This window comes from Pseudomonas sp. MYb60, assembly GCF_002979555.1.
In the GTDB taxonomy this organism is placed as follows: Bacteria; Pseudomonadota; Gammaproteobacteria; order Pseudomonadales; family Pseudomonadaceae; genus Aquipseudomonas.
Window position 1 is genome coordinate 321,790 of sequence record NZ_PCOZ01000008.1, and the last position, 22,426, is coordinate 344,215.

At 55.4% G+C, this 22,426-nt stretch carries 27 protein-coding genes; all 27 read right to left on the reverse strand.

What is annotated here, in order from left to right:
• Positions 1-2: 2 nt before the first annotated feature.
• Positions 3-179: a 50S ribosomal protein L30 gene (gene rpmD / locus CQ041_RS16585; protein ID WP_003176408.1), complete on the reverse strand. Its 177-nt coding sequence runs from the start codon at positions 177-179 to the stop codon at positions 3-5.
• A 2-nt stretch (positions 180-181) separates the two neighbouring features.
• Positions 182-682: a 30S ribosomal protein S5 gene (rpsE, locus tag CQ041_RS16590; RefSeq protein ID WP_003176409.1), complete on the reverse strand. Its 501-nt coding sequence runs from the start codon at positions 680-682 to the stop codon at positions 182-184.
• A gap of 3 nt (positions 683-685) precedes the next feature.
• The gene (gene rplR, locus CQ041_RS16595; RefSeq protein ID WP_003186037.1) at positions 686-1,036 is read right to left on the reverse strand and encodes a 50S ribosomal protein L18; all 351 of its coding nucleotides are present in this window, start codon (positions 1,034-1,036) and stop codon (positions 686-688) included.
• 10 nt (positions 1,037-1,046) lie between these two features.
• Positions 1,047-1,580: a 50S ribosomal protein L6 gene (rplF, locus tag CQ041_RS16600; protein ID WP_003194640.1), complete on the reverse strand. Its 534-nt coding sequence runs from the start codon at positions 1,578-1,580 to the stop codon at positions 1,047-1,049.
• A gap of 12 nt (positions 1,581-1,592) precedes the next feature.
• The gene (rpsH, locus tag CQ041_RS16605) at positions 1,593-1,985 is read right to left on the reverse strand and encodes a 30S ribosomal protein S8 (protein ID WP_010206883.1); all 393 of its coding nucleotides are present in this window, start codon (positions 1,983-1,985) and stop codon (positions 1,593-1,595) included.
• A 206-nt stretch (positions 1,986-2,191) separates the two neighbouring features.
• A complete protein-coding gene (rpsN, locus tag CQ041_RS16610; RefSeq protein ID WP_003176414.1) occupies positions 2,192-2,497 on the reverse strand; it encodes a 30S ribosomal protein S14 in 306 nt (101 codons plus the stop codon).
• 13 nt (positions 2,498-2,510) lie between these two features.
• A complete protein-coding gene (gene rplE, locus CQ041_RS16615; RefSeq protein WP_003194642.1) occupies positions 2,511-3,050 on the reverse strand; it encodes a 50S ribosomal protein L5 in 540 nt (179 codons plus the stop codon).
• A gap of 22 nt (positions 3,051-3,072) precedes the next feature.
• Positions 3,073-3,387, reverse strand: coding sequence for a 50S ribosomal protein L24 (gene rplX / locus CQ041_RS16620; RefSeq protein WP_007896770.1), 315 nt, complete (start codon positions 3,385-3,387; stop codon positions 3,073-3,075).
• A gap of 11 nt (positions 3,388-3,398) precedes the next feature.
• Complete coding sequence (gene rplN, locus CQ041_RS16625; protein ID WP_002555479.1) at positions 3,399-3,767, reverse strand: 50S ribosomal protein L14; 369 nt, start codon at positions 3,765-3,767, stop codon at positions 3,399-3,401.
• 23 nt (positions 3,768-3,790) lie between these two features.
• Positions 3,791-4,057 (reverse strand): 30S ribosomal protein S17, encoded by a 267-nt coding sequence (rpsQ, locus tag CQ041_RS16630; protein WP_003176419.1) that lies wholly within the window; start codon positions 4,055-4,057, stop codon positions 3,791-3,793.
• A 2-nt stretch (positions 4,058-4,059) separates the two neighbouring features.
• A complete protein-coding gene (rpmC, locus tag CQ041_RS16635; protein WP_002555481.1) occupies positions 4,060-4,251 on the reverse strand; it encodes a 50S ribosomal protein L29 in 192 nt (63 codons plus the stop codon).
• Entirely contained in the window at positions 4,251-4,664 is a 414-nt protein-coding gene (gene rplP / locus CQ041_RS16640) for a 50S ribosomal protein L16 (RefSeq protein ID WP_003176421.1), read from the reverse strand. The genes rpmC and rplP overlap by 1 nt, the downstream gene beginning before the upstream one ends.
• 12 nt (positions 4,665-4,676) lie before the next feature.
• A complete protein-coding gene (gene rpsC, locus CQ041_RS16645) occupies positions 4,677-5,363 on the reverse strand; it encodes a 30S ribosomal protein S3 (protein ID WP_003176422.1) in 687 nt (228 codons plus the stop codon).
• 13 nt (positions 5,364-5,376) lie between these two features.
• Positions 5,377-5,709, reverse strand: a complete 333-nt coding sequence (rplV, locus tag CQ041_RS16650) for a 50S ribosomal protein L22 (protein ID WP_003103908.1) — start codon at positions 5,707-5,709, stop codon at positions 5,377-5,379.
• 11 nt (positions 5,710-5,720) lie between these two features.
• A complete protein-coding gene (gene rpsS, locus CQ041_RS16655; protein ID WP_002555486.1) occupies positions 5,721-5,996 on the reverse strand; it encodes a 30S ribosomal protein S19 in 276 nt (91 codons plus the stop codon).
• 16 nt (positions 5,997-6,012) lie between these two features.
• Positions 6,013-6,837 carry a 50S ribosomal protein L2 gene (gene rplB / locus CQ041_RS16660; protein ID WP_008053874.1) on the reverse strand — a complete coding sequence of 275 codons (825 nt, stop codon included), beginning with the start codon at positions 6,835-6,837 and terminating at the stop codon, positions 6,013-6,015.
• 14 nt (positions 6,838-6,851) lie between these two features.
• Positions 6,852-7,151: a 50S ribosomal protein L23 gene (rplW, locus tag CQ041_RS16665; protein WP_002555488.1), complete on the reverse strand. Its 300-nt coding sequence runs from the start codon at positions 7,149-7,151 to the stop codon at positions 6,852-6,854.
• Positions 7,148-7,750 (reverse strand): 50S ribosomal protein L4, encoded by a 603-nt coding sequence (gene rplD / locus CQ041_RS16670; RefSeq protein ID WP_003176424.1) that lies wholly within the window; start codon positions 7,748-7,750, stop codon positions 7,148-7,150. Before rplD ends, rplW begins: the two co-directional genes overlap by 4 nt.
• Positions 7,751-7,762: 12 nt before the next feature.
• Complete coding sequence (gene rplC, locus CQ041_RS16675) at positions 7,763-8,398, reverse strand: 50S ribosomal protein L3 (protein WP_003194649.1); 636 nt, start codon at positions 8,396-8,398, stop codon at positions 7,763-7,765.
• A gap of 81 nt (positions 8,399-8,479) precedes the next feature.
• Positions 8,480-8,791 (reverse strand): 30S ribosomal protein S10, encoded by a 312-nt coding sequence (gene rpsJ, locus CQ041_RS16680; RefSeq protein ID WP_003186070.1) that lies wholly within the window; start codon positions 8,789-8,791, stop codon positions 8,480-8,482.
• A 158-nt stretch (positions 8,792-8,949) separates the two neighbouring features.
• On the reverse strand, positions 8,950-10,143 hold the full coding sequence (tuf, locus tag CQ041_RS16685) for an elongation factor Tu (RefSeq protein WP_105523497.1): 1,194 nt from the start codon (positions 10,141-10,143) through the stop codon (positions 8,950-8,952).
• 30 nt (positions 10,144-10,173) lie between these two features.
• A complete protein-coding gene (gene fusA, locus CQ041_RS16690) occupies positions 10,174-12,279 on the reverse strand; it encodes an elongation factor G (RefSeq protein WP_003194651.1) in 2,106 nt (701 codons plus the stop codon).
• A gap of 30 nt (positions 12,280-12,309) precedes the next feature.
• Positions 12,310-12,780, reverse strand: a complete 471-nt coding sequence (gene rpsG, locus CQ041_RS16695; RefSeq protein ID WP_002555493.1) for a 30S ribosomal protein S7 — start codon at positions 12,778-12,780, stop codon at positions 12,310-12,312.
• A 118-nt stretch (positions 12,781-12,898) separates the two neighbouring features.
• The gene (gene rpsL / locus CQ041_RS16700; RefSeq protein ID WP_002555494.1) at positions 12,899-13,270 is read right to left on the reverse strand and encodes a 30S ribosomal protein S12; all 372 of its coding nucleotides are present in this window, start codon (positions 13,268-13,270) and stop codon (positions 12,899-12,901) included.
• 216 nt (positions 13,271-13,486) lie between these two features.
• On the reverse strand, positions 13,487-17,686 hold the full coding sequence (rpoC, locus tag CQ041_RS16705; RefSeq protein WP_105523498.1) for a DNA-directed RNA polymerase subunit beta': 4,200 nt from the start codon (positions 17,684-17,686) through the stop codon (positions 13,487-13,489).
• A gap of 64 nt (positions 17,687-17,750) precedes the next feature.
• Positions 17,751-21,824 (reverse strand): DNA-directed RNA polymerase subunit beta, encoded by a 4,074-nt coding sequence (gene rpoB, locus CQ041_RS16710; protein WP_105523499.1) that lies wholly within the window; start codon positions 21,822-21,824, stop codon positions 17,751-17,753.
• A 219-nt stretch (positions 21,825-22,043) separates the two neighbouring features.
• Entirely contained in the window at positions 22,044-22,409 is a 366-nt protein-coding gene (gene rplL / locus CQ041_RS16715; RefSeq protein ID WP_005791984.1) for a 50S ribosomal protein L7/L12, read from the reverse strand.
• Positions 22,410-22,426: the final 17 nt, after the last annotated feature.

Below are 22,426 nucleotides of genomic sequence, written 5' to 3' on the forward strand. Positions count from 1 at the left end.
GATTAACCCTCTACACGCAGCATGTAGTAAGCCTTGTTGATCATCCCGCGATTCTCGGGAGTATCCTGGACTTCTACAGTGTGACCGATGCGACGCAGACCCAAACCTTTAACACACAGTTTGTGGTTAGGGATGCGGCCGGTCATGCTTTTGATCAGCGTTACTTTAACGGTAGCCATGATCAGAAGATCTCCTTGACAGTCAGACCACGCTTCGCAGCGATGGACTCAGGAGATTGCATAGCTTTCAAACCTTTGAAAGTGGCGTGAACCACGTTTACCGGGTTAGTCGAGCCGTAGCACTTGGCCAGAACGTTCTGAACGCCAGCAACTTCGAGGACAGCACGCATAGCGCCGCCAGCGATGATACCGGTACCTTCAGAAGCAGGCTGCATGTACACCTTCGAAGCGCCATGGGCGGACTTCATTGCGTACTGCAGAGTGGTGCCGTTCAGATCAACTTGGATCATGTTGCGACGAGCAGCTTCCATTGCCTTCTGGATCGCAGCAGGCACTTCACGCGACTTGCCACGGCCGAAGCCAACACGCCCTTTACCATCACCTACCACGGTCAACGCGGTGAAAGTGAAGATACGGCCGCCTTTAACGGTTTTGGCTACGCGGTTAACTTGAACCAGCTTCTCAATGTAGCCTTCGTCGCGCTTTTGGTCGTTATTTGACATAACTTAGAACTCCAGCCCAGCTTCACGAGCAGCATCAGCCAGCGCTTTCACGCGACCGTGGTACTTGAAGCCAGAGCGGTCGAAAGCCACTTGCGAGACGCCAGCGGCCTTAGCACGCGTAGCGACCAGCTGGCCAACCTTTGTGGCCGCGTCGATGTTGCCAGTGGCACCATCACGCAGTTCTTTATCCAAAGTCGAGGCGCTTGCCAGGACTTTGTTGCCGTCGGCCGAGATGACCTGGGCGTAGATGTGCTGCGACGAGCGGAACACGCAGAGACGCACGACTTCGAGTTCGTGCATTTTCAGGCGTGCTTTGCGAGCGCGACGCAGTCGAGTAACTTTTTTGTCGGTCATTTGCTATGCCCTACTTCTTCTTGGCTTCTTTACGACGGACGACTTCGTCCGCGTAGCGCACACCTTTGCCTTTGTACGGCTCTGGTGGACGGAAGTCGCGGATCTCAGCGGCCACTTGACCTACCAGCTGCTTGTCGATGCCCTTGATCAGGATATCGGTCTGGCTAGGGGTCTCAGCAGTGATGCCCGCTGGCAGTTCGTAATCCACAGGGTGCGAGAAGCCAAGGGCCAGGTTCAAAACCGTGCCTTTTGCTTGCGCTTTGTAACCAACACCGACCAGCTGGAGCTTACGCTCGAAGCCTTGGCTTACGCCTTGGACCATGTTGTTTACCAACGCACGCGTGGTACCGGCCATTGCGCGAGTTTGTTGATCGCCATTGCGAGCAGCGAAACGCAGCTCACCAGCTTCTTCAACGATCTCAACGGACGAATGGATGTTCAGTTCAAGAGTACCCTTGGCACCCTTCACCGAAAGCTGTTGGCCTGCGAATTTGACTTCGACACCGGCTGGCAGCTTAACGGGGTTCTTAGCGACGCGAGACATGCTTATCCCCCCTTAGAACACAGTGCAAAGAACTTCGCCGCCGACACCGGCAGCGCGCGCAGCACGATCCGTCATCACACCTTTGTTGGTGGAGACGATAGACACGCCCAGACCGCCACGAACTTTCGGCAGATCTTCAGCGGACTTGTACTGACGCAGGCCTGGACGGCTAACGCGCTTCACTTCCTCGATGACCGAACGGCCTTCGAAGTACTTCAGCTCGATGGACAGCAGTGCTTTAACATCGCTGCTGATCTGATAACCCGCAATGTAGCCTTCGTCTTTCAGGACTTTGGCAACAGCTACCTTCAACTTGGAAGATGGCATGCTTACGACGGACTTTTCAGCCATCTGGGCATTACGGATACGAGTTAGCATGTCCGCTAACGGGTCCTGCATACTCATGGGCTAGACGCTCCTAATACAAAAAAATTAGCCTTTCGGCTACACATGTCGCCGAGAATCTCCGGGTAAAAAACACGGGCTCAGGCGAGCCGCGTATTTTAGACACACTCCGGAAATGAAACAAGCCCCAAAAGGGGCTTGTTCCAGATTCAAGGTCACCGGTGGTCGTTATCTTGCGATGACAACCACCTGGACGCTGAAAGTACTTACCAGCTGGCTTTAACCAGACCTGGTACGTCACCACGCATTGCCGCTTCACGCAGTTTGTTACGGCCGAGGCCGAACTTGCGGTAAACGCCGTGTGGACGACCGGTCAGGCGGCAGCGGTTACGCATGCGCGAAGCGCTTGCGTCACGTGGCTGCTTCTGCAGAGCTACTGTAGCTTCCCAACGCGCTTCTGGACTTGCGTTCAGATCAACGATGATTGCTTTCAGTGCTGCACGCTTCTTGGCGTACTTGGCAACCGTGAGCTGACGCTTCAGCTCGCGGTTTTTCATGCTCATCTTGGCCATGGTCCTACTCCAATCAGTTGCGGAACGGGAATTTGAAAGCACGCAACAGGGCGCGACCTTCATCATCGTTCTTGGCAGTGGTGGTCAGGGTGATGTCCAGACCGCGGAGAGCATCGATCTTGTCGTAGTCGATTTCCGGGAAGATGATCTGCTCTTTCACGCCCATGCTGTAGTTACCACGACCATCGAAGGACTTGGCATTCAGGCCGCGGAAGTCGCGAACCCGAGGCAGGGAGATCGACAGCAGACGATCCAGGAATTCATACATACGCTCACGGCGCAGGGTCACTTTGACGCCGATCGGCCAACCTTCACGGACTTTAAAGCCAGCGATGGATTTGCGAGCGTAGGTCACAACGACTTTCTGGCCGGTGATCTTTTCCAGGTCAGCAACAGCGTGCTCGATGACTTTTTTGTCGCCGATCGCTTCGCCCAGACCCATGTTCAGGGTGATTTTGGTGACGCGCGGAACTTCCATCACGTTCCCGAGCTTAAGTTCTTCCTTAAGCTTGGGGGCGATTTCCTTCCGGTAAATCTCTTGTAGTCGTGCCATGGTCTTATCTACCTAGCAGTGTTCAAGCATCAACCGCTTTTTGGGTCGACTTGAAGACACGAATTTTCTTACCGTCTTCTACTTTGAAACCAACGCGGTCAGCCTTGTTGGTTTCGCCGTTGAAGATGGCGACGTTAGAAGCGTGCAGTGGCGCTTCTTTCTCGACGATACCGCCCTGTACGCCCGACATCGGGTTAGGCTTGGTATGACGCTTGACCAGGTTCAGACCACCAACGACCAGACGGTCATCAGCGAGAACCTTCAGCACCTTACCGCGCTTACCTTTGTCTTTGCCGGCGATCACGATGATCTCGTCGTCACGACGAATCTTTTGCATGTCGGATCTCCTTACAGCACTTCTGGGGCGAGCGAGACGATCTTCATGAACTTCTCAGTACGAAGTTCACGGGTCACTGGCCCAAAGATACGGGTGCCGATCGGCTCTTGCTTGTTGTTCAGAAGAACAGCAGCGTTGCCATCAAAGCGGATAATGGAGCCATCAGCACGACGTACGCCGTGACGAGTGCGGACTACAACAGCAGTCATCACTTGGCCTTTTTTCACTTTACCGCGGGGAATTGCTTCCTTGACGGTAACTTTGATGATGTCACCGATACCAGCGTAACGACGATGGGAGCCACCCAGCACCTTGATGCACATAACACGGCGAGCGCCGCTGTTATCGGCCACATCGAGCATGGATTGAGTCTGAATCATATAATTTCTCCGACCCCTAGTCCTTAGACTTCCACAGCGCGTTCGAGAACATCAACCAGTGCCCAAGACTTGGTCTTGGCCAGCGGACGAGTTTCACGAATAGTGACCTTGTCGCCGATGTGGCACTGATTGGTTTCGTCGTGCGCGTGCAGCTTAGTCGAACGCTTAACATATTTACCGTAGATCGGGTGCTTAACGCGACGCTCGATCAGTACGGTGATGGTTTTGTCCATCTTGTCGCTGACAACACGGCCAGTCAGCGTACGGACAGTCTTTTCGGCTTCAGCCATGATCACTTACCTGCCTGCTGGTTGAGCACAGTCTTCACGCGAGCGATGTCACGCTTAACTTGCGAGAGCAGATGCGACTGCCCCAACTGGCCAGTTGCTTTCTGCATGCGCAGATTGAACTGGTCGCGCAGCAAGCCGAGCAGTTGCTCGTTCAGCTGCTGTGCGGATTTTTCACGAAGTTCATTCGCTTTCATCACATCACCGTCCGTTTAACAAAGGAGGTGGCGAGCGGCAGCTTTGCAGCAGCCAGGGCGAAAGCCTCACGCGCCAGCTCTTCAGAAACACCCTCGATTTCATACAGGACTTTGCCTGGCTGAATCTGGGCTACCCAGTATTCCACGTTACCCTTACCTTTACCCATCCGCACCTCGAGAGGCTTCTTGGAGATCGGCTTGTCCGGGAATACACGGATCCAGATCTTGCCGCCACGTTTTACGTGACGGGTCAGAGCACGACGCGCTGACTCGATCTGACGAGCGGTGAGACGACCACGAGCTACAGACTTCAGCGCGAACTCGCCGAAGCTGACTTTGCTACCGCGCTGAGCCAGACCACGGTTGTGGCCTGTCATCTGCTTGCGGAACTTCGTACGCTTAGGTTGCAACATTTGGCGTACCCCTTACTTAGCAGCTTTTTTACGAGGCGCTGGTGCTTGTGGTTTCAGTTCTTCTTGGCGACCACCAATTACTTCGCCTTTGAAGATCCAAACCTTTACACCGATCACACCGTAAGTGGTGTGAGCTTCGTAGTTGGCATAGTCGATGTCGGCACGCAGGGTGTGCAGTGGCACACGACCTTCGCGATACCATTCAGTACGTGCGATTTCAGCACCGCCGAGACGACCGCTCACTTGGATTTTGATGCCTTTGGCACCAATGCGCATGGCGTTCTGTACGGCGCGCTTCATAGCGCGACGGAACATTACACGACGCTCCAGCTGCTGAGCTACGCTCTGCGCAACCAGCATACCGTCGAGCTCCGGCTTGCGGATCTCTTCGATATTGATGTGCACAGGCACACCCATTTGCTTGGTCAGGTCCTGACGCAGTTTCTCAACATCTTCACCTTTCTTCCCGATAACGATACCTGGACGAGCGGTGTGGATGGTGATACGTGCAGTTTGGGCCGGACGATGGATATCGATACGGCTTACGGACGCGCTTTTTAGTTTGTCTTGGAGATACTCACGCACCTTCAGATCAGCGAACAAGTAGTCCGCATAAGTCCGACCGTCTGCGTACCAGACGGAGGTGTGCTCCTTGACGATTCCCAGGCGAATGCCAATGGGATGTACTTTCTGACCCATCTCTTCGACTCCGTTACTTGTCAGCAACCTTGACAGTGATATGGCAAGACCGCTTGACGATGCGATCAGCACGGCCTTTGGCACGTGGCATGATGCGCTTCAGCGAACGCCCTTCGTTGACGAAAACGGTGCTGACCTTCAGGTCATCAACGTCTGCGCCTTCGTTATGCTCGGCGTTGGCTACGGCCGACTCCAGCACTTTCTTCATGATCTCGGCGGCTTTCTTACTGCTGAAAGCCAACAGGTTGAGCGCTTCGCCCACCTTCTTCCCGCGGATCTGGTCGGCGACCAAGCGGGCTTTCTGGGCGGAGATTCGAGCGCCCGACAACTTAGCGGCTACTTCCATTTCCTAACCCCTTAACGCTTGGCTTTCTTGTCAGCCACGTGCCCACGATAAGTGCGGGTACCGGCGAACTCGCCCAGTTTGTGGCCGACCATGTCTTCGTTAACGAGAACTGGGACGTGTTGACGACCGTTGTGTACTGCGATGGTCAGACCGACCATTTGTGGCAGGATCATCGAACGACGCGACCAGGTCTTAACTGGTTTGCGATCGTTCTTTTCCGCCGCCACTTCGATCTTCTTCAGTAGGTGAAGATCAATAAAAGGACCTTTTTTCAGAGAACGTGGCACTGTCGTATCCCTCTATTTACTTGCGACGACGGACGATCATTTTGTCGGTACGCTTATTACCACGAGTCTTCGCGCCCTTAGTCGGGAAGCCCCATGGCGATACCGGATGACGACCACCAGAGGTACGACCTTCACCACCACCGTGTGGGTGGTCAACCGGGTTCATGGCAACACCACGAACGGTTGGGCGAACGCCACGCCAGCGTTTGGCACCAGCTTTACCCAGCGAACGCAGGCTGTGCTCGGAGTTCGAGACTTCGCCCAGGGTCGCGCGGCATTCAGCCAGCACTTTACGCATCTCACCAGAACGCAGACGCAGGGTCACGTAGACACCTTCACGAGCGATCAGCTGAGCCGAAGCACCAGCGGAACGAGCGATTTGCGCGCCTTTACCTGGCTTCAATTCGATGCCGTGTACGGTGCTACCAACTGGAATGTTACGCAGTTGCAGAGCGTTGCCCGGCTTGATCGGTGCCAAGGCACCTGCGATCAGCTGGTCGCCAGCGCTCACGCCTTTAGGGGCGATGATGTAGCGACGCTCGCCATCTGCGTACAGCAGCAGAGCGATGTGAGCAGTACGGTTTGGATCGTATTCGATACGCTCGACAGTGGCAGAGATGCCATCTTTGTCGTTGCGACGGAAATCGACCAGACGATAATGCTGCTTATGGCCACCACCGATGTGACGAGTGGTAATACGACCATTGTTGTTACGACCACCAGACTTCGATTTTTTCTCGAGCAGCGGTGCGTGAGGAGCGCCTTTATGCAGCTCCTGGTTGACCACCTTGACCACAAAACGGCGGCCAGGGGAAGTCGGTTTGCATTTAACGATTGCCATGATGCACCCCTTCCTTACTCAGCACTGCTGCTGAAATCGAGATCTTGGCCTGGCTGAAGGGAGATAACTGCCTTCTTCCAGTCATTACGCTTGCCCAGACCGCGAGCAGTGCGCTTGCTCTTACCCAGAACATTCAGGGTAGTAACACGCTCTACTTTCACGCTGAACAGGCTTTCGACGGCCTTCTTGATTTCCAGCTTGGTTGCGTCAGTTGCAACCTTGAAAACGAACTGGCCTTTCTTGTCAGCCAGAACCGTAGCCTTTTCGGAAACGTGCGGGCCAAGCAGAACTTTAAATACGCGTTCCTGGTTCATCCCAGCAGCTCCTCGAATTTCTTCACGGCCGACACGGTGATCAACACCTTGTCGTATGCGATCAGACTAACTGGATCGGAACCTTGCACGTCACGTACATCAACGTGTGGCAGGTTACGAGCAGCCAGGTACAGGTTCTGATCAACAGCTTCCGACACGATCAAAACGTCGGTCAGGCTCATGTTGTTCAGTTTGCCCAGCAGATCTTTGGTTTTCGGGCTTTCAACAGCGAAGTCCTGAACCACGACCAGACGGTCAGTACGCACGAGTTCAGCAAGGATGGAGCGCAGAGCTGCGCGGTACATCTTCTTGTTGAGCTTCTGCGAGTGATCCTGCGGACGAGCTGCGAAAGTGGTACCGCCGCCACGCCAGATTGGGCTACGGATAGTACCGGCACGAGCACGGCCAGTACCTTTCTGACGCCAAGGGCGCTTACCGCCACCACGAACGTCGGAACGGGTCTTTTGCTGCTTGCTACCTTGACGGCCGCCGGCCATGTAGGCCACGACTGCTTGGTGAACCAGCGTCTCGTTGAATTCGCCGCCAAATGTCAGTTCGGAAACTTCGATCGCTTGAGCGTCATTTACATTTAATTGCATGTCAGCTTCCCCTTAACCGCGAGCCTTGGCCGCTGGACGTACAACCAGGTTGCCGCCAGTAGCGCCAGGAACAGCACCCTTGACCAACAACAGATTGCGTTCAGCGTCGACGCGCACTACTTCGAGGGACTGCACGGTCACGCGCTCAGCGCCCATATGACCGGACATTTTTTTGCCCTTGAATACACGACCAGGAGTCTGGCACTGGCCAATAGAGCCCGGGACGCGGTGGGAAACGGAGTTACCGTGAGTGTTGTCTTGACCACGGAAATTCCAACGCTTGATCGTACCCTGGAAGCCTTTACCCTTGGACTGACCGGTTACATCAACCAGTTGACCAGCGGCGAAGATTTCAGCGTTGATCAGATCGCCAGCCTGGTAGTCGCCGTCTTCAAGACGGAACTCCATGACGGTGCGACCAGCTGCAACGTTTGCTTTAGCGAAGTGGCCTGCTTGAGCAGCAGTCACACGCGAAGCACGACGCTCGCCGACAGTGACTTGCACTGCACGATAGCCATCGGTTTCTTCAGTTTTGAACTGGGTGACGCGATTCGGCTCGATCTCAATGACCGTGACCGGAATGGAGACACCTTCTTCGGTGAAAATACGGGTCATACCGCATTTACGACCGACTACACCAATAGTCATGTTGTAAACCTCATGAGTGTACGGGGCTTTCACCCGCTATGGCCGCCCATTTCAGAGCGTTACACGACTAAGACCCAAGTCTTAGCCGAGGCTGATCTGTACTTCCACACCGGCCGCCAGATCAAGCTTCATAAGTGCATCAACGGTTTTATCCGTTGGCTGGACGATGTCCAGTACGCGCTTATGAGTACGGATCTCGTACTGGTCACGCGCGTCTTTGTTGACGTGCGGGGAGACCAGAACGGTGAACCGCTCTTTACGGGTAGGCAGTGGAATTGGACCACGCACTTGAGCACCAGTACGTTTCGCGGTTTCCACGATTTCCTGGGTGGATTGGTCGATCAGGCGATGGTCAAAAGCCTTCAACCTGATACGGATTTGCTGATTTTGCATTGGATTTCAGACTCCGGCTGCTATTCCCAGCGAGCGCAATACGCCCGTTAAAAGGAGGCGCAATTCTATAGACGCCCCAGATAGGTGTCAACCCAATAAAAAAGGCCCCCGCTGAGCGGGGGCCTTTCTCAAAGCATCAAGCTAACTCTGGGTAGAGATTACTCGATGATTTTAGCTACAACACCAGCACCAACGGTACGGCCGCCTTCACGAATAGCGAAGCGCAGACCGTCTTCCATTGCGATGGTTTTGATCAGGGTAACTTCCATTTGGATGTTATCACCTGGCATTACCATTTCAACGCCTTCTGGCAGCTGGCAGTTACCAGTCACGTCAGTAGTACGGAAGTAGAACTGAGGACGGTAGCCTTTGAAGAACGGAGTGTGACGACCGCCTTCTTCTTTGCTCAGAACGTAAACTTCTGCGGTGAACTTGGTGTGCGGCTTAACCGAACCTGGCTTAACCAGAACCTGGCCACGCTCAACGTCGTCACGCTTGGTACCACGCAGCAGAACGCCGCAGTTCTCGCCAGCACGACCTTCGTCGAGCAGTTTGCGGAACATTTCAACACCGGTGCAGGTGGTGGTGGTGGTGTCACGCAGACCAACGATTTCCAGCGGATCTTGAACGCGAACGATACCGCGCTCGATACGACCGGTAACAACAGTACCACGACCGGAGATGGAGAATACGTCTTCGATTGGCATCAGGAACGGCTTGTCGGTCAGACGAACTGGTTCTGGGATGTAGGTATCCAGAGTTTCAACCAGTTTACGAACGGCAGTGGTGCCCATTTCGTTGTCGTCTTTGCCTTCCAGAGCCATACGAGCAGAACCGATGATGATCGGAGTGTCGTCGCCTGGGAAGTCGTAAGTGCTCAGCAGATCGCGCACTTCCATCTCAACCAGTTCCAGCAGCTCAGCGTCGTCTACCAGGTCAGCCTTGTTCAGGAAAACCACGATGTACGGAACGCCTACCTGACGGGACAGCAGGATGTGCTCACGGGTTTGTGGCATCGGACCATCAGCGGCCGAGCAAACCAGGATCGCGCCGTCCATCTGGGCAGCACCGGTGATCATGTTCTTCACGTAGTCAGCGTGACCTGGGCAGTCAACGTGAGCGTAGTGGCGAATAGTCGAGTTGTACTCAACGTGCGCGGTGTTGATGGTGATACCACGAGCTTTTTCTTCTGGAGCGCTGTCGATCTTATCGAAATCAACGATTGCAGAACCGAAAACTTCGGAGCAAACGCGAGTCAGAGCTGCGGTCAGAGTGGTTTTACCGTGGTCAACGTGGCCGATAGTGCCAACGTTTACGTGAGGTAGGGAACGATCAAATTTTTCTTTAGCCACGACAATTAACTCCTTGCCTAAAGGACTGAATCAGCCTTGTTTTTTGGATACAGTTTCAGCGATGTGCGCCGGAGCTGTGTTGTATTTTTTGAATTCCATAGAGTAGCTTGCGCGACCCTGGGACATGGAACGAACGTCGGTCGCATAACCGAACATCTCACCCAGCGGAACTTCGGCGCGAATCACTTTGCCGGAGACCGTGTCTTCCATACCCAAGATCATGCCGCGACGACGGTTAAGGTCGCCCATGACATCACCCATATAGTCTTCAGGTGTAACAACCTCTACCGCCATGATCGGCTCAAGCAACTCACCACCGCCCTTCTGGGCCAGTTGCTTGGTTGCCATGGAGGCAGCCACCTTAAACGCCATCTCGTTGGAGTCGACGTCGTGGTAAGAACCGTCAAAAACGGTTGCTTTCAGGCCGATCAGCGGATAGCCGGCAACAACACCGTTCTTCATCTGCTCTTCGATGCCCTTCTGGATAGCAGGGATGTATTCCTTAGGAACCACACCACCTACTACTTCGTTCACGAATTGCAGACCTTCCTGACCTTCGTCAGCAGGAGCAAAACGGATCCAGCAGTGACCGAACTGACCACGACCGCCGGACTGACGAACGAACTTGCCTTCGATTTCACAGTTCTTCGTGATGCGCTCACGATAGGAAACCTGAGGCTTACCGATGTTGGCTTCGACGTTGAACTCACGGCGCATCCGGTCAACCAGGATGTCCAGGTGCAGCTCGCCCATGCCGGAGATGATCGTTTGACCAGTCTCTTCATCAGTTTTAACGCGGAAAGATGGATCTTCCTGAGCAAGCTTGCCCAGAGCGATACCCATTTTTTCCTGGTCATCCTTGGTCTTAGGCTCAACGGCAACCGAAATAACCGGCTCCGGGAAGTCCATGCGAACCAGGATGATTGGCTTGGCAGCGTCGCACAAGGTTTCACCGGTGGTGACGTCCTTCATGCCGATCAGGGCCGCGATGTCACCAGCGCGTACTTCCTTGATCTCTTCACGGGCGTTTGCGTGCATTTGCACCATACGACCCACGCGCTCTTTCTTGCCTTTGACCGAGTTGATCACGCCGTCGCCGGATGCCAACACGCCCGAGTAAACGCGGACGAAGGTCAACGTACCCACGAATGGGTCGGTAGCGATCTTGAACGCCAGAGCCGAGAACGGCTCGTTGTCGTCTGCATGACGCTCCATCTCTTCTTCCTCGTTATCAGGGTTGGAACCCTTGATAGCAGGAATGTCGGTTGGGGCAGGCAGGTAGTCGATAACGGCGTCGAGAACCAGGGGAACACCCTTGTTCTTGAAGGAAGAACCGCAAACAGCCAGGACGATTTCGCCAGCGATAGTACGCTGACGCAGAGCGGCCTTGATTTCCACGTTGGTGAGTTCTTCACCTTCGAGGTACTTGTTCATCAGCTCTTCGCTGGCTTCGGCAGCAGCCTCAACCATGTTGTTGCGCCACTCGTCAGCCAGTTCCTGAAGCTCTTCAGGGATAGGCTTGCGAACAGGAACCATACCTTTGTCGGAATCGTTCCAGTAGACGGCTTCCATGTTGATCAGATCGATCTGACCCTGGAAGTTGTCTTCGGAACCGATAGCCAACTGGATTGGCACCGGGGTGTGACCCAGACGCTGCTTGATCTGACCGATCACGCGCAGGAAGTTGGCGCCAGCACGGTCCATCTTGTTTACGTAAACAAGACGTGGAACGCCGTATTTGTTGGCTTGACGCCATACGGTTTCCGACTGAGGCTCAACACCCGAGGTACCGCAGAACACAACGACAGCGCCGTCGAGTACGCGCAGGGAACGTTCAACTTCAATGGTGAAGTCTACGTGGCCCGGGGTATCGATAACGTTGAAGCGGTGCTCGTCTTTGTACTGCTTCTCGGAACCTTTCCAGAAGGCGGTAATAGCAGCAGAAGTAATGGTAATACCACGCTCCTGCTCCTGAACCATCCAGTCTGTGGTCGCGGCGCCATCATGCACCTCGCCCATTTTGTGACTTTTGCCGGTGTAAAACAGTACGCGCTCGGTGGTGGTGGTTTTACCAGCATCCACGTGAGCAACGATACCGATGTTACGGTAGCGGCTAATCGGAGTAGTACGAGCCATAAAGCCCTCGCAAAATTAGTGAAGCTAAGATTAGAAGCGGTAGTGCGAGAAAGCTTTGTTGGCTTCAGCCATACGGTGCACGTCTTCACGCTTCTTAACAGCAGCACCTTTACCTTCGGCAGCGTCCAACAGTTCGCCGGCCAAACGCAGAGCCATAGACTTCTCGCCGCGCTTACGGGCGAAGTCTACCAACCAGCGCATTGCCAGAGCGTTACGACGGGACGGACGAACTTCAACCGGAACCTGGTAAGTAGCACCGCCTACACGGCGCGACTTCACTTCGACCAGCGGAGCGATGGCGTCGAGAGCTTTCTCGAAGATTTCCAGGGGGTCGCTGTTCTTGCGTTCTTTAACCTTTTCCAGCGCGCCATAAACGATACGCTCGGCAACGGCTTTCTTGCCGCTTTCCATCACGTGGTTCATGAACTTGGCCAGGATTTGGCTTCCGTATTTTGGATCGTCAAGCACTTCGCGCTTGGCTGCTACGCGTCTTCTTGGCATGGATAAGCCCTCAAACGGTCTTCAGGTTCGCTCGGAATCGGTGCCCTTTCGGGACGCCTCCGACCTTACTCTTATCGACTCAGAAAATAAGATGATTCAGTTTTACAAAAAGCCGCTACTACTTAGGCTTCTTGGTACCGTACTTCGAACGACCCTGGTTACGACCTTTAACGCCGGAAGTATCCAAGGAGCCGCGTACGGTGTGGTAACGAACACCTGGCAAGTCTTTTACACGACCGCCGCGGATCAGTACCACGCTGTGCTCTTGCAGGTTGTGGCCTTCACCGCCGATGTACGAGGAAACCTCGAAACCGTTGGTCAGGCGCACACGGCATACTTTACGCAGTGCCGAGTTAGGTTTTTTCGGCGTGGTGGTATACACACGGGTGCATACGCCACGACGTTGCGGGCAGTTCTGCAGCGCAGGTACGTCGGATTTCTCGACGATACGCTTACGCGGCTGACGTACCAGCTGGTTGATAGTTGCCATCTACTAGCTCCACTGTTGTCTTGCGACGCTATTGTCTTGCAAGAAAAGCAAAATGGCAGGAACGAATTCCCGCCAAATTTAGGGGTACAAGAGTCTAAAGAGGATCTTGTCCCCAGTCAAGGCAAGGCCCCGACCTCCCCTCTCGTCGAAGCGGGGCAAAATTGCCTCGATCCGACGAATGGGGCTGCCAGGGCCCAGACTTACTTATCGCAGAACTCAGTTACCGCTTGAGTTCAGCGCTTCGGTCAGTGCAGCTTCCACTTCACTGGCGCTTACGCGCAACGGCTTGTCTGCATCACGGCGGCGCTTGCGCTCGCTGTGGTAGGCCAAACCGGTACCAGCCGGGATCAAACGACCCACAACCACGTTTTCTTTCAGGCCGCGCAGGTAATCGCGCTTGCCGGTTACCGCTGCTTCGGTCAATACGCGAGTGGTCTCCTGGAAGGAGGCCGCCGAGATGAACGACTCAGTGGACAACGATGCCTTGGTGATACCCAGCAGCACGCGAGTGAACTTGGAAACAAATTTGTCTTCCGCGCCCAGACGCTCGTTCTCTACCAGTACGTGAGTCAGTTCCATCTGGTCGCCCTTGATGAAACTCGAATCGCCGGATTCAGCGATTTCAACTTTACGCAGCATCTGACGCAGGATGGTCTCGATGTGCTTATCGTTGATCTTCACGCCTTGCAGACGGTAAACGTCCTGGATCTCGTTAACGATGTACTTGGCCAGCGCACTCACACCCAGCAGACGCAGGATGTCGTGTGGATCGCTAGGACCGTCGGAGATAACTTCGCCGCGGTTTACCTGTTCGCCTTCGAACACGTTCAGGTGACGCCACTTCGGAATCAGCTCTTCGTACGGATCGCTACCGTCGTTCGGGGTAATGACCAGACGGCGCTTGCCCTTGGTCTCTTTACCGAACGCGATGGTGCCGCTGACTTCAGCCAGAATCGACGCTTCTTTCGGACGACGTGCTTCGAACAAGTCGGCAACACGCGGCAGACCACCGGTGATGTCTCGAGTTTTCGACGTTTCTTGCGGGATACGCGCGATAACATCACCGATCGCGATCTTCGCACCATCCGCCACACCGACCAGGGCGTTGGCTGGCAGGAAGTACTGAGCGATTACGTCAGTGCCTGGCAGCAACAGATCCTTGCCGTTGTCATCGACCATCTTCACGGCAGGACGGATGTCTTTACCGGCAGCTGGACGATCTTTCGCGTCGAGTACTTCAATGTTGGTCATACCGGTCAATTCGTCAGTCTGACGCTTGATCGTGATGCCTTCTTCCATGCCCACGTAGGTCACGGTACCTTTCATTTCGGTAACGATTGGGTGAGTGTGCGGATCCCACTTGGCCACGATAGCGCCAGCGTCAACCTTGTCACCTTCTTTAACCGAGATCACAGCACCGTATGGCAGCTTGTAACGCTCACGCTCACGACCGAAGTCATCAGCGATGGCCAGCTCACCGGAACGGGACACAGCAACCAGGTGGCCATCCACTCGCTCAACGTGCTTGAGGTTGTGCAGACGGACAGTACCGCCATTCTTCACCTGAACGCTGTCAGCTGCGGAGGTCCGGCTTGCCGCACCACCGATGTGGAACGTACGCATGGTCAGCTGGGTACCCGGCTCACCGATGGACTGGGCAGCGATAACGCCGACCGCTTCACCGATGTTCACCTGGTGACCACGAGCCAAGTCACGGCCGTAGCACTTGGCACAAATGCCGTAGCGGGTTTCGCAGCTGATCGGCGAGCGAACGATCACTTCGTCGATGCTGTTGAGCTCGATGAACTCGACCCACTTCTCGTCTACCAGAGTGCCGGCAGGAACAATAACTTCCTCGGTACCTGGCTTGAATACGTCACGGGCAATAACACGACCCAACACGCGCTCACCCAGCGGCTCTACAACGTCACCGCCTTCAATGTGCGGAGTCATCAGCAGGCCGTGCTCGGTGCCGCAGTCGATCTCGGTAACCACCAAGTCTTGGGCAACGTCTACCAGACGACGCGTCAGGTAACCGGAGTTAGCGGTTTTCAACGCGGTATCCGCCAGACCTTTACGCGCACCGTGAGTGGAGATGAAGTACTGAAGTACGCTCAAACCTTCACGGAAGTTCGCAGTAATCGGCGTTTCGATGATGGAACCGTCCGGCTTGGCCATCAGGCCACGCATACCGGCGAGCTGACGGATCTGCGCAGCAGAACCCCGTGCGCCCGAGTCGGCCATCATGTACATCGAGTTGAAGGACTCCTGGTCAACTTCGTCGCCGTGACGGTCGATGACTTTCTCTTTCGAGAGGTTGGCCATCATCGCCTTGGAAACTTCGTCGTTCGCCTTCGACCAAAGGTCGATTACCTTGTTGTACTTCTCGCCCTGGGTAACCAGGCCCGAAGCGTACTGGCTCTCGATCTCTTTCACTTCGTCGGTGGCAGCACCGATGATGCGGGCTTTCTCGTCCGGGATAACGAAGTCGTTAACACCGATGGAAACGCCGGAAATGGTCGAGTAGGCAAAACCGGTGTACATCAACTGGTCAGCGAAGATCACGGTCTCTTTCAAACCAACCACGCGGTAGCACTGGTTGATCAGCTTGGAGATCGCCTTTTTCTTCATCGGCAGGTTGACGACGTCGTACGACAGACCTTTTGGCACAACTTGATACAACAGCGCACGGCCGACAGTGGTGTCGACGATACGGGTGTTGGTCACGCTGCCGCCATCACGGTCGTTGACGGTTTCGTTGATCCGCACTTTGACCTTGGCGTGCAGTGCGGCTTCGCCGGCACGGAACACACGGTCAACTTCTTGCAGGTCAGCGAACACACGACCTTCGCCCTTGGCGTTGATCGCTTCACGGGTCATGTAGTACAGACCCAATACAACGTCCTGCGACGGAACGATGATTGGCTCACCGTTGGCTGGCGACAGAATGTTGTTGGTCGACATCATCAACGCACGCGCTTCCAACTGGGCTTCCAGTGTCAGCGGTACGTGCACGGCCATTTGGTCGCCGTCGAAGTCGGCGTTGTACGCAGCACAGACCAGAGGGTGCAGCTGGATAGCCTTACCTTCGATCAGTACCGGTTCAAACGCCTGGATACCCAGACGGTGAAGGGTCGGTGCACGGTTGAGGAGAACCGGGTGTTCGCGGATCACTTCAGCGAGAACGTCCCAAACCTCTGGCAGTTCGCGCTCGACCATTTTCTTGGCCGCTTTGATGGTGGTCGCGAGACCGCGCATTTCCAGCTTGCCGAAGATGAACGGCTTGAACAGCTCAAGTGCCATCTTCTTGGGAAGACCGCACTGGTGCAGGCGCAGGGTCGGGCCTACGGTAATTACCGAACGACCGGAGTAGTCAACACGCTTACCGAGCAAGTTCTGACGGAAACGACCTTGCTTACCCTTGATCATGTCAGCCAGGGATTTCAGAGGACGCTTGTTGGAACCGGTGATAGCGCGGCCACGACGACCGTTGTCGAGCAAGGCATCGACCGCTTCTTGCAACATACGCTTTTCGTTGCGCACGATGATGTCCGGAGCGGACAGATCGAGCAGGCGCTTCAAGCGGTTGTTACGGTTGATCACGCGGCGGTACAGGTCGTTGAGGTCGGACGTCGCGAAACGACCACCGTCCAACGGTACCAGCGGACGCAGGTCTGGCGGCAGAACCGGCAGAACGGTCAGCACCATCCACTCTGGCAAGTTGCCGGAACCCTGGAAGGCTTCCATCAGCTTCAGACGCTTGGACAGTTTCTTGATCTTGGTTTCCGAGTTGGTTTGCGGAATTTCTTCGCGCAGACGGCCAATCTCGTGCTCCAGGTCGATAGCGTGCAGCAATTCGCGGACGGCTTCGGCACCCATGCGGGCATCGAAATCATCGCCGAACTCTTCCAGCGCTTCGAAGTACTGCTCGTCGTTCAGCAGCTGACCTTTTTCAAGGGTGGTCATGCCTGGATCGATAACGACATAGCTCTCGAAGTAGAGAACGCGTTCGATATCACGCAGGGTCATGTCCATCAGCAAGCCGATACGGGACGGCAGCGATTTCAGGAACCAGATGTGGGCAACCGGCGAAGCCAGTTCGATGTGCGCCATGCGCTCACGACGAACCTTGGCCAGTGCAACTTCAACGCCGCACTTCTCGCAGATCACACCACGGTGCTTCAAGCGCTTGTACTTACCGCACAGGCACTCGTAATCCTTTACCGGGCCAAAGATCTTGGCGCAGAACAGGCCGTCACGCTCGGGTTTGAACGTACGGTAGTTGATGGTTTCCGGCTTTTTAACTTCACCGAACGACCACGAACGGATCATCTCAGGCGATGCCAATCCAATACGGATGGCGTCGAACTCTTCGACTTGACCCTGGTTTTTCAGCAAATTCAGTAGGTCTTTCAAGGCCTTTCCTCCTGGCGGAGCAGAGAGCGGGCCAAACGGCCCCGCTCTCGATTCGCGTCACGTGTTATTCGGTTTCCAGATCGATATCGATGCCGAGGGAACGAATTTCTTTGATCAACACGTTGAAGGACTCGGGCATGCCCGGCTCCATACGGTGATCGCCGTCCACGATGTTTTTGTACATCTTGGTCCGACCGTTCACATCGTCCGACTTCACTGTGAGCATTTCTTGCAGAGTGTAAGCAGCACCGTATGCTTCCAGTGCCCAGACCTCCATCTCCCCGAAACGCTGACCACCGAACTGAGCCTTACCACCCAGCGGCTGCTGGGTAACCAGGCTGTACGAACCGGTAGAACGAGCGTGCATCTTGTCGTCTACCAAGTGGTTCAGCTTCAGCATGTACATGTAGCCAACAGTAACCGGGCGCTCGAACTTGTTGCCGGTACGGCCGTCGAACAGCTGCATCTGGCCGCTTTCTGGCAGGTCTGCCAGTTTCAGCATGGCCTTGATTTCGCTTTCCTTGGCACCGTCGAACACCGGGGTAGCCATTGGAACGCCGCCGCGCAGGTTCTTCGCCAGGTCCAGGATTTCCTGGTCGGAGAAGGTGTCCAGCTCTTCGTTGCGACCGCCGATCTCGTTGTAGATCTCGTGCAGGAACTTACGCAGGTCAGCGACCTTGCGTTGCTCTTCGATCATACGGTTGATCTTCTCGCCCAGACCTTTGGCCGCGAGGCCCAGGTGGGTTTCAAGGATCTGACCAACGTTCATACGCGAAGGTACGCCCAACGGGTTGAGGACGACGTCGACCGGGGTGCCATTGGCATCGTGCGGCATGTCTTCAACCGGCATGATCACGGAGACCACACCTTTGTTACCGTGACGACCGGCCATCTTGTCGCCCGGCTGGATGCGACGACGGATTGCCAGGTAGACCTTGACGATTTTCAGCACGCCTGGAGCCAGGTCATCGCCTTGCTGCAGTTTGCGCTTCTTGTCTTCGAACTTGTCGTCCAGCAGACGGCGGCGATCAACGATGTAGGCCTGGGCCTTCTCGAGCTGCTCGTTCAGAGCATCTTCAGCCATGCGCAGTTTGAACCACTGGCCGTGCTCAAGACCGTCGAGGATTTCGTCGGTGATGTCCTGACCTTTCTTCAGACCTGCGCCGCCTTCAGCCTTGTGGCCTACCAGGGCGGAACGCAGACGTTCGAAGGTCGCGCCTTCAACGATACGGAACTCTTCGTTCAGGTCCTTGCGGATCTCGTCGAGCTGGGTCTTCTCGATGGACAGTGCACGAGCATCACGCTCAACGCCGTCACGGGTGAAGACCTGTACGTCGATGACAGTACCTTTGGTACCGGTAGGTACACGCAGGGAGGTGTCTTTAACGTCGCTGGCTTTTTCACCGAAGATGGCACGCAGCAGTTTTTCTTCCGGAGTCAGTTGGGTCTCGCCTTTCGGAGTGACCTTACCGACCAGGATGTCGCCTGCGCCTACTTCAGCACCTACATAAACGATACCGGCTTCGTCCAGCTTGTTCAGTGCAGCTTCACCCACGTTCGGGATGTCTGCAGTGATTTCCTCAGGCCCAAGCTTGGTGTCACGTGCCACACAGGTCAGTTCCTGGATGTGGATCGTGGTGAAGCGGTCTTCCTGAACAACACGCTCGGACAGGCAGATGGAGTCTTCGAAGTTGAAGCCGTTCCATGCCATGAACGCGATGCGCATGTTCTGACCCAGTGCCAGTTCACCCATGTCGGTGGACGGGCCGTCGGCCATGATGTCGCTACGCTGAACGCGATCACCCTTGCTCACCAGCGGACGCTGGTTGATGCAGGTGTTCTGGTTCGAGCGGGTGTATTTGGTCAGGTTGTAGATGTCGACACCAGCTTCGCCGGTTTCCACTTCGTCATCGGCAACACGAACCACGATACGGCTTGCATCAACGGAGTCGATGACGCCGCCACGACGAGCCACGACGCAAACGCCGGAGTCACGGGCTACGTTACGCTCCATGCCGGTACCTACCAGCGGCTTGTCAGCGCGCAGGGTTGGTACAGCTTGACGCTGCATGTTGGAACCCATCAACGCACGGTTGGCGTCGTCGTGCTCGAGGAACGGGATCAGCGACGCTGCAACCGACACTACCTGCTTCGGCGATACGTCCATCAAGGTGACGTCTTCTGGCGCCTTGACAGTGAACTCGTTCAAGTGACGAACAGCTACCAGCTCGTCGACCAGGACTTTCTTGTCGTTCATCGTGGCCGAAGCCTGAGCGATCACGTGATCAGCTTCTTCGATGGCGGACAGGAACACGATCTCGTCGGTGACCAGAGCGTCTTTCACCACGCGGTACGGGCTCTCGAGGAAGCCGTACTGGTTGGTGCGCGCATAGGCCGCCAGGGAGTTGATCAGACCGATGTTCGGACCTTCCGGCGTTTCGATCGGGCAAACACGACCGTAGTGCGTCGGGTGTACGTCACGCACTTCAAAGCCAGCACGCTCACGGGTCAGACCGCCCGGGCCCAGTGCGGAAACACGGCGCTTGTGGGTGATCTCGGAGAGCGGGTTGTTCTGGTCCATGAACTGCGAGAGCTGGCTGGAACCGAAGAACTCTTTCACCGCCGCAGCCACTGGCTTGGCGTTGATCAGGTCTTGCGGCATCAGGCCTTCGCTTTCAGCCATCGACAGACGCTCTTTGACCGCACGCTCAACACGTACCAGGCCAACGCGGAACTGGTTCTCGGCCATTTCGCCTACGCAGCGAACACGACGGTTACCCAGGTGGTCGATGTCATCGACGATGCCTTTACCGTTACGGATGTCGACCAGAGTCTTCAGTACCGCGACGATGTCTTCCTTGCACAGCACGCCCGAACCTTCGATCTCGGTACGACCGATACGACGGTTGAACTTCATCCGGCCGACCGCAGACAGGTCATAGCGCTCAGGGCTGAAGAACAGGTTGTTGAACAGGGTCTCGGCAGCGTCTTTGGTAGGTGGTTCGCCAGGACGCATCATGCGATAGATCTCGACCAGCGCTTCCAATTGGTTGCTGGTGGAGTCGATCTTCAAGGTGTCGGAGACGAACGGACCGCAGTCGATGTCGTTGGTGTACAGGGTCTCGATGCGAACGACCTGGGCCTTGGCGATCTTGGCCAGGATTTCAGTGTTCAGCTCGGTGTTGCACTCAGCCAGGATTTCGCCTGTCGCCGGGTGAACGATGACCTTGGCGGTAGTGCGACCCAGGACGTAGTCCAGAGGCACTTCCAGCTCTTTGATACCGGCTTTTTCGATCTGGTTGATGTGGCGCGCAGTAATACGACGGCCAGCTTCAACAATGACCTTGCCCTTTTCATCCTGGATGTCCAGGACGGCAATTTCACCACGCAGACGCGAAGCGATCAGCTCCAGCTTGAGGGTTTCATCCTTCAGGCTGAATACGTTGGTGGTGTAGAAAGCGTCCAGCACTTGCTCGGTGGTATAGCCGAGCGCGCGCAGCAGTACCGAGGCCGGCAGCTTGCGACGACGGTCGATACGAACGAACACGCAGTCTTTCGGGTCGAACTCGAAGTCCAACCACGAACCGCGGTACGGAATGATCCGCGCGGAGTACAGGAGTTTGCCGGAGCTGTGCGTCTTGCCGCGGTCGTGGTCGAAGAACACGCCCGGGGAACGGTGCAGCTGGGAAACGATCACACGCTCGGTACCGTTGATAACGAAGGTACCGTTCTCAGTCATCAATGGGATTTCGCCCATGTAGACTTCTTGCTCTTTGATGTCCTTGATCGCTTTGTTCGACGATTCTTTGTCGAAAATGATCAGACGGACTTTTACCCGCAAAGGTACGGCGTACGTAACACCGCGCAACACGCATTCTTTGACATCAAATGCCGGTTCGCCCAGGCGATAACCCACGTACTCCAGCGCAGCATTGCCGGAGTAGCTGATGATCGGGAAAACGGATTTGAAGGCCGCATGCAGGCCCACGTCGCGGAACTGATCTTTGGTCGCTCCCGCCTGCAAGAATTCACGATACGAATCCAGCTGGATAGCCAGAAGGTACGGGACATCCATGACGTCCGGCAACTTGCTAAAGTCCTTGCGGATACGTTTTTTCTCAGTATATGAGTAAGCCATCAGCGTTCCCCAGCTTGGTCACCTGCTTGTTTGGCCCCTCCGACGGGAGCAGCCAGAAAATCTTGCAAACCCCATGGTTTGCACCACCGCATCGGGTGGCTACAGCGCGTTAATGGCGGCGACCGAGTCGACAGCCAATAACGGAAAAAGGCCGGTGGCAAGAGCCACCAGCCATCAGCCTTCAGCTTAACGCTTGGGCTGGAGACGCAAGGTCGATGCTTACTTCAGCTCGACTTTAGCGCCTGCTTCTTCCAGAGTAGCTTTGGCTTTGTCAGCTGCGTCTTTGGCAACAGCTTCCAGAACCATGGCAGGAGCGCCGTCAACTACAGCCTTGGCTTCTTTCAGGCCCAGACCGGTCAGTTCACGTACTGCCTTGATCACGTTTACTTTCTTCTCGCCAGCTTCGGTCAGCATGACGTTGAATTCGGTTTGCTCTTCAACAACGGCAGCAGCAGCAGCTGGGCCAGCGGAAGCAGCGGCAGCGGAAACGCCGAATTTTTCTTCGAAAGCTTTGATCAGCTCAACAACCTGCAGAACCGACATTTCAGCTACGGCGTTGAGGATATCGTCTTGGGAGATAGACATTGCTGTATTTCCTGAAT

Excerpts from the sequence above, each read along its gene's own strand:
- rpmD (WP_003176408.1), bottom strand. The coding sequence starts at position 179 with ATGGCTACCGTTAAAGTAACGCTGATCAAAAGCATGACCGGCCGCATC.
- rpsE (WP_003176409.1), bottom strand. The coding sequence starts at position 682 with ATGTCAAATAACGACCAAAAGCGCGACGAAGGCTACATTGAGAAGCTG.
- rplR (WP_003186037.1), bottom strand. The coding sequence starts at position 1,036 with ATGACCGACAAAAAAGTTACTCGACTGCGTCGCGCTCGCAAAGCACGC.
- rplF (WP_003194640.1), bottom strand. The coding sequence starts at position 1,580 with ATGTCTCGCGTCGCTAAGAACCCCGTTAAGCTGCCAGCCGGTGTCGAA.
- rpsH (WP_010206883.1), bottom strand. The coding sequence starts at position 1,985 with ATGAGTATGCAGGACCCGTTAGCGGACATGCTAACTCGTATCCGTAAT.
- rpsN (WP_003176414.1), bottom strand. The coding sequence starts at position 2,497 with ATGGCCAAGATGAGCATGAAAAACCGCGAGCTGAAGCGTCAGCTCACG.
- rplE (WP_003194642.1), bottom strand. The coding sequence starts at position 3,050 with ATGGCACGACTACAAGAGATTTACCGGAAGGAAATCGCCCCCAAGCTT.
- rplX (WP_007896770.1), bottom strand. The coding sequence starts at position 3,387 with ATGCAAAAGATTCGTCGTGACGACGAGATCATCGTGATCGCCGGCAAA.
- rplN (WP_002555479.1), bottom strand. The coding sequence starts at position 3,767 with ATGATTCAGACTCAATCCATGCTCGATGTGGCCGATAACAGCGGCGCT.
- rpsQ (WP_003176419.1), bottom strand. The coding sequence starts at position 4,057 with ATGGCTGAAGCCGAAAAGACTGTCCGTACGCTGACTGGCCGTGTTGTC.
- rpmC (WP_002555481.1), bottom strand. The coding sequence starts at position 4,251 with ATGAAAGCGAATGAACTTCGTGAAAAATCCGCACAGCAGCTGAACGAG.
- rplP (WP_003176421.1), bottom strand. The coding sequence starts at position 4,664 with ATGTTGCAACCTAAGCGTACGAAGTTCCGCAAGCAGATGACAGGCCAC.
- rpsC (WP_003176422.1), bottom strand. The coding sequence starts at position 5,363 with ATGGGTCAGAAAGTACATCCCATTGGCATTCGCCTGGGAATCGTCAAG.
- rplV (WP_003103908.1), bottom strand. The coding sequence starts at position 5,709 with ATGGAAGTAGCCGCTAAGTTGTCGGGCGCTCGAATCTCCGCCCAGAAA.
- rplB (WP_008053874.1), bottom strand. The coding sequence starts at position 6,837 with ATGGCAATCGTTAAATGCAAACCGACTTCCCCTGGCCGCCGTTTTGTG.
- rplW (WP_002555488.1), bottom strand. The coding sequence starts at position 7,151 with ATGAACCAGGAACGCGTATTTAAAGTTCTGCTTGGCCCGCACGTTTCC.
- rplD (WP_003176424.1), bottom strand. The coding sequence starts at position 7,750 with ATGCAATTAAATGTAAATGACGCTCAAGCGATCGAAGTTTCCGAACTG.
- rplC (WP_003194649.1), bottom strand. The coding sequence starts at position 8,398 with ATGACTATTGGTGTAGTCGGTCGTAAATGCGGTATGACCCGTATTTTC.
- rpsJ (WP_003186070.1), bottom strand. The coding sequence starts at position 8,791 with ATGCAAAATCAGCAAATCCGTATCAGGTTGAAGGCTTTTGACCATCGC.
- fusA (WP_003194651.1), bottom strand. The coding sequence starts at position 12,279 with ATGGCTCGTACTACTCCGATTAGCCGCTACCGTAACATCGGTATCGTT.
- rpsG (WP_002555493.1), bottom strand. The coding sequence starts at position 12,780 with ATGCCAAGAAGACGCGTAGCAGCCAAGCGCGAAGTGCTTGACGATCCA.
- rpsL (WP_002555494.1), bottom strand. The coding sequence starts at position 13,270 with ATGGCAACTATCAACCAGCTGGTACGTCAGCCGCGTAAGCGTATCGTC.
- rpoB (WP_105523499.1), bottom strand. The coding sequence starts at position 21,824 with ATGGCTTACTCATATACTGAGAAAAAACGTATCCGCAAGGACTTTAGC.
- rplL (WP_005791984.1), bottom strand. The coding sequence starts at position 22,409 with ATGTCTATCTCCCAAGACGATATCCTCAACGCCGTAGCTGAAATGTCG.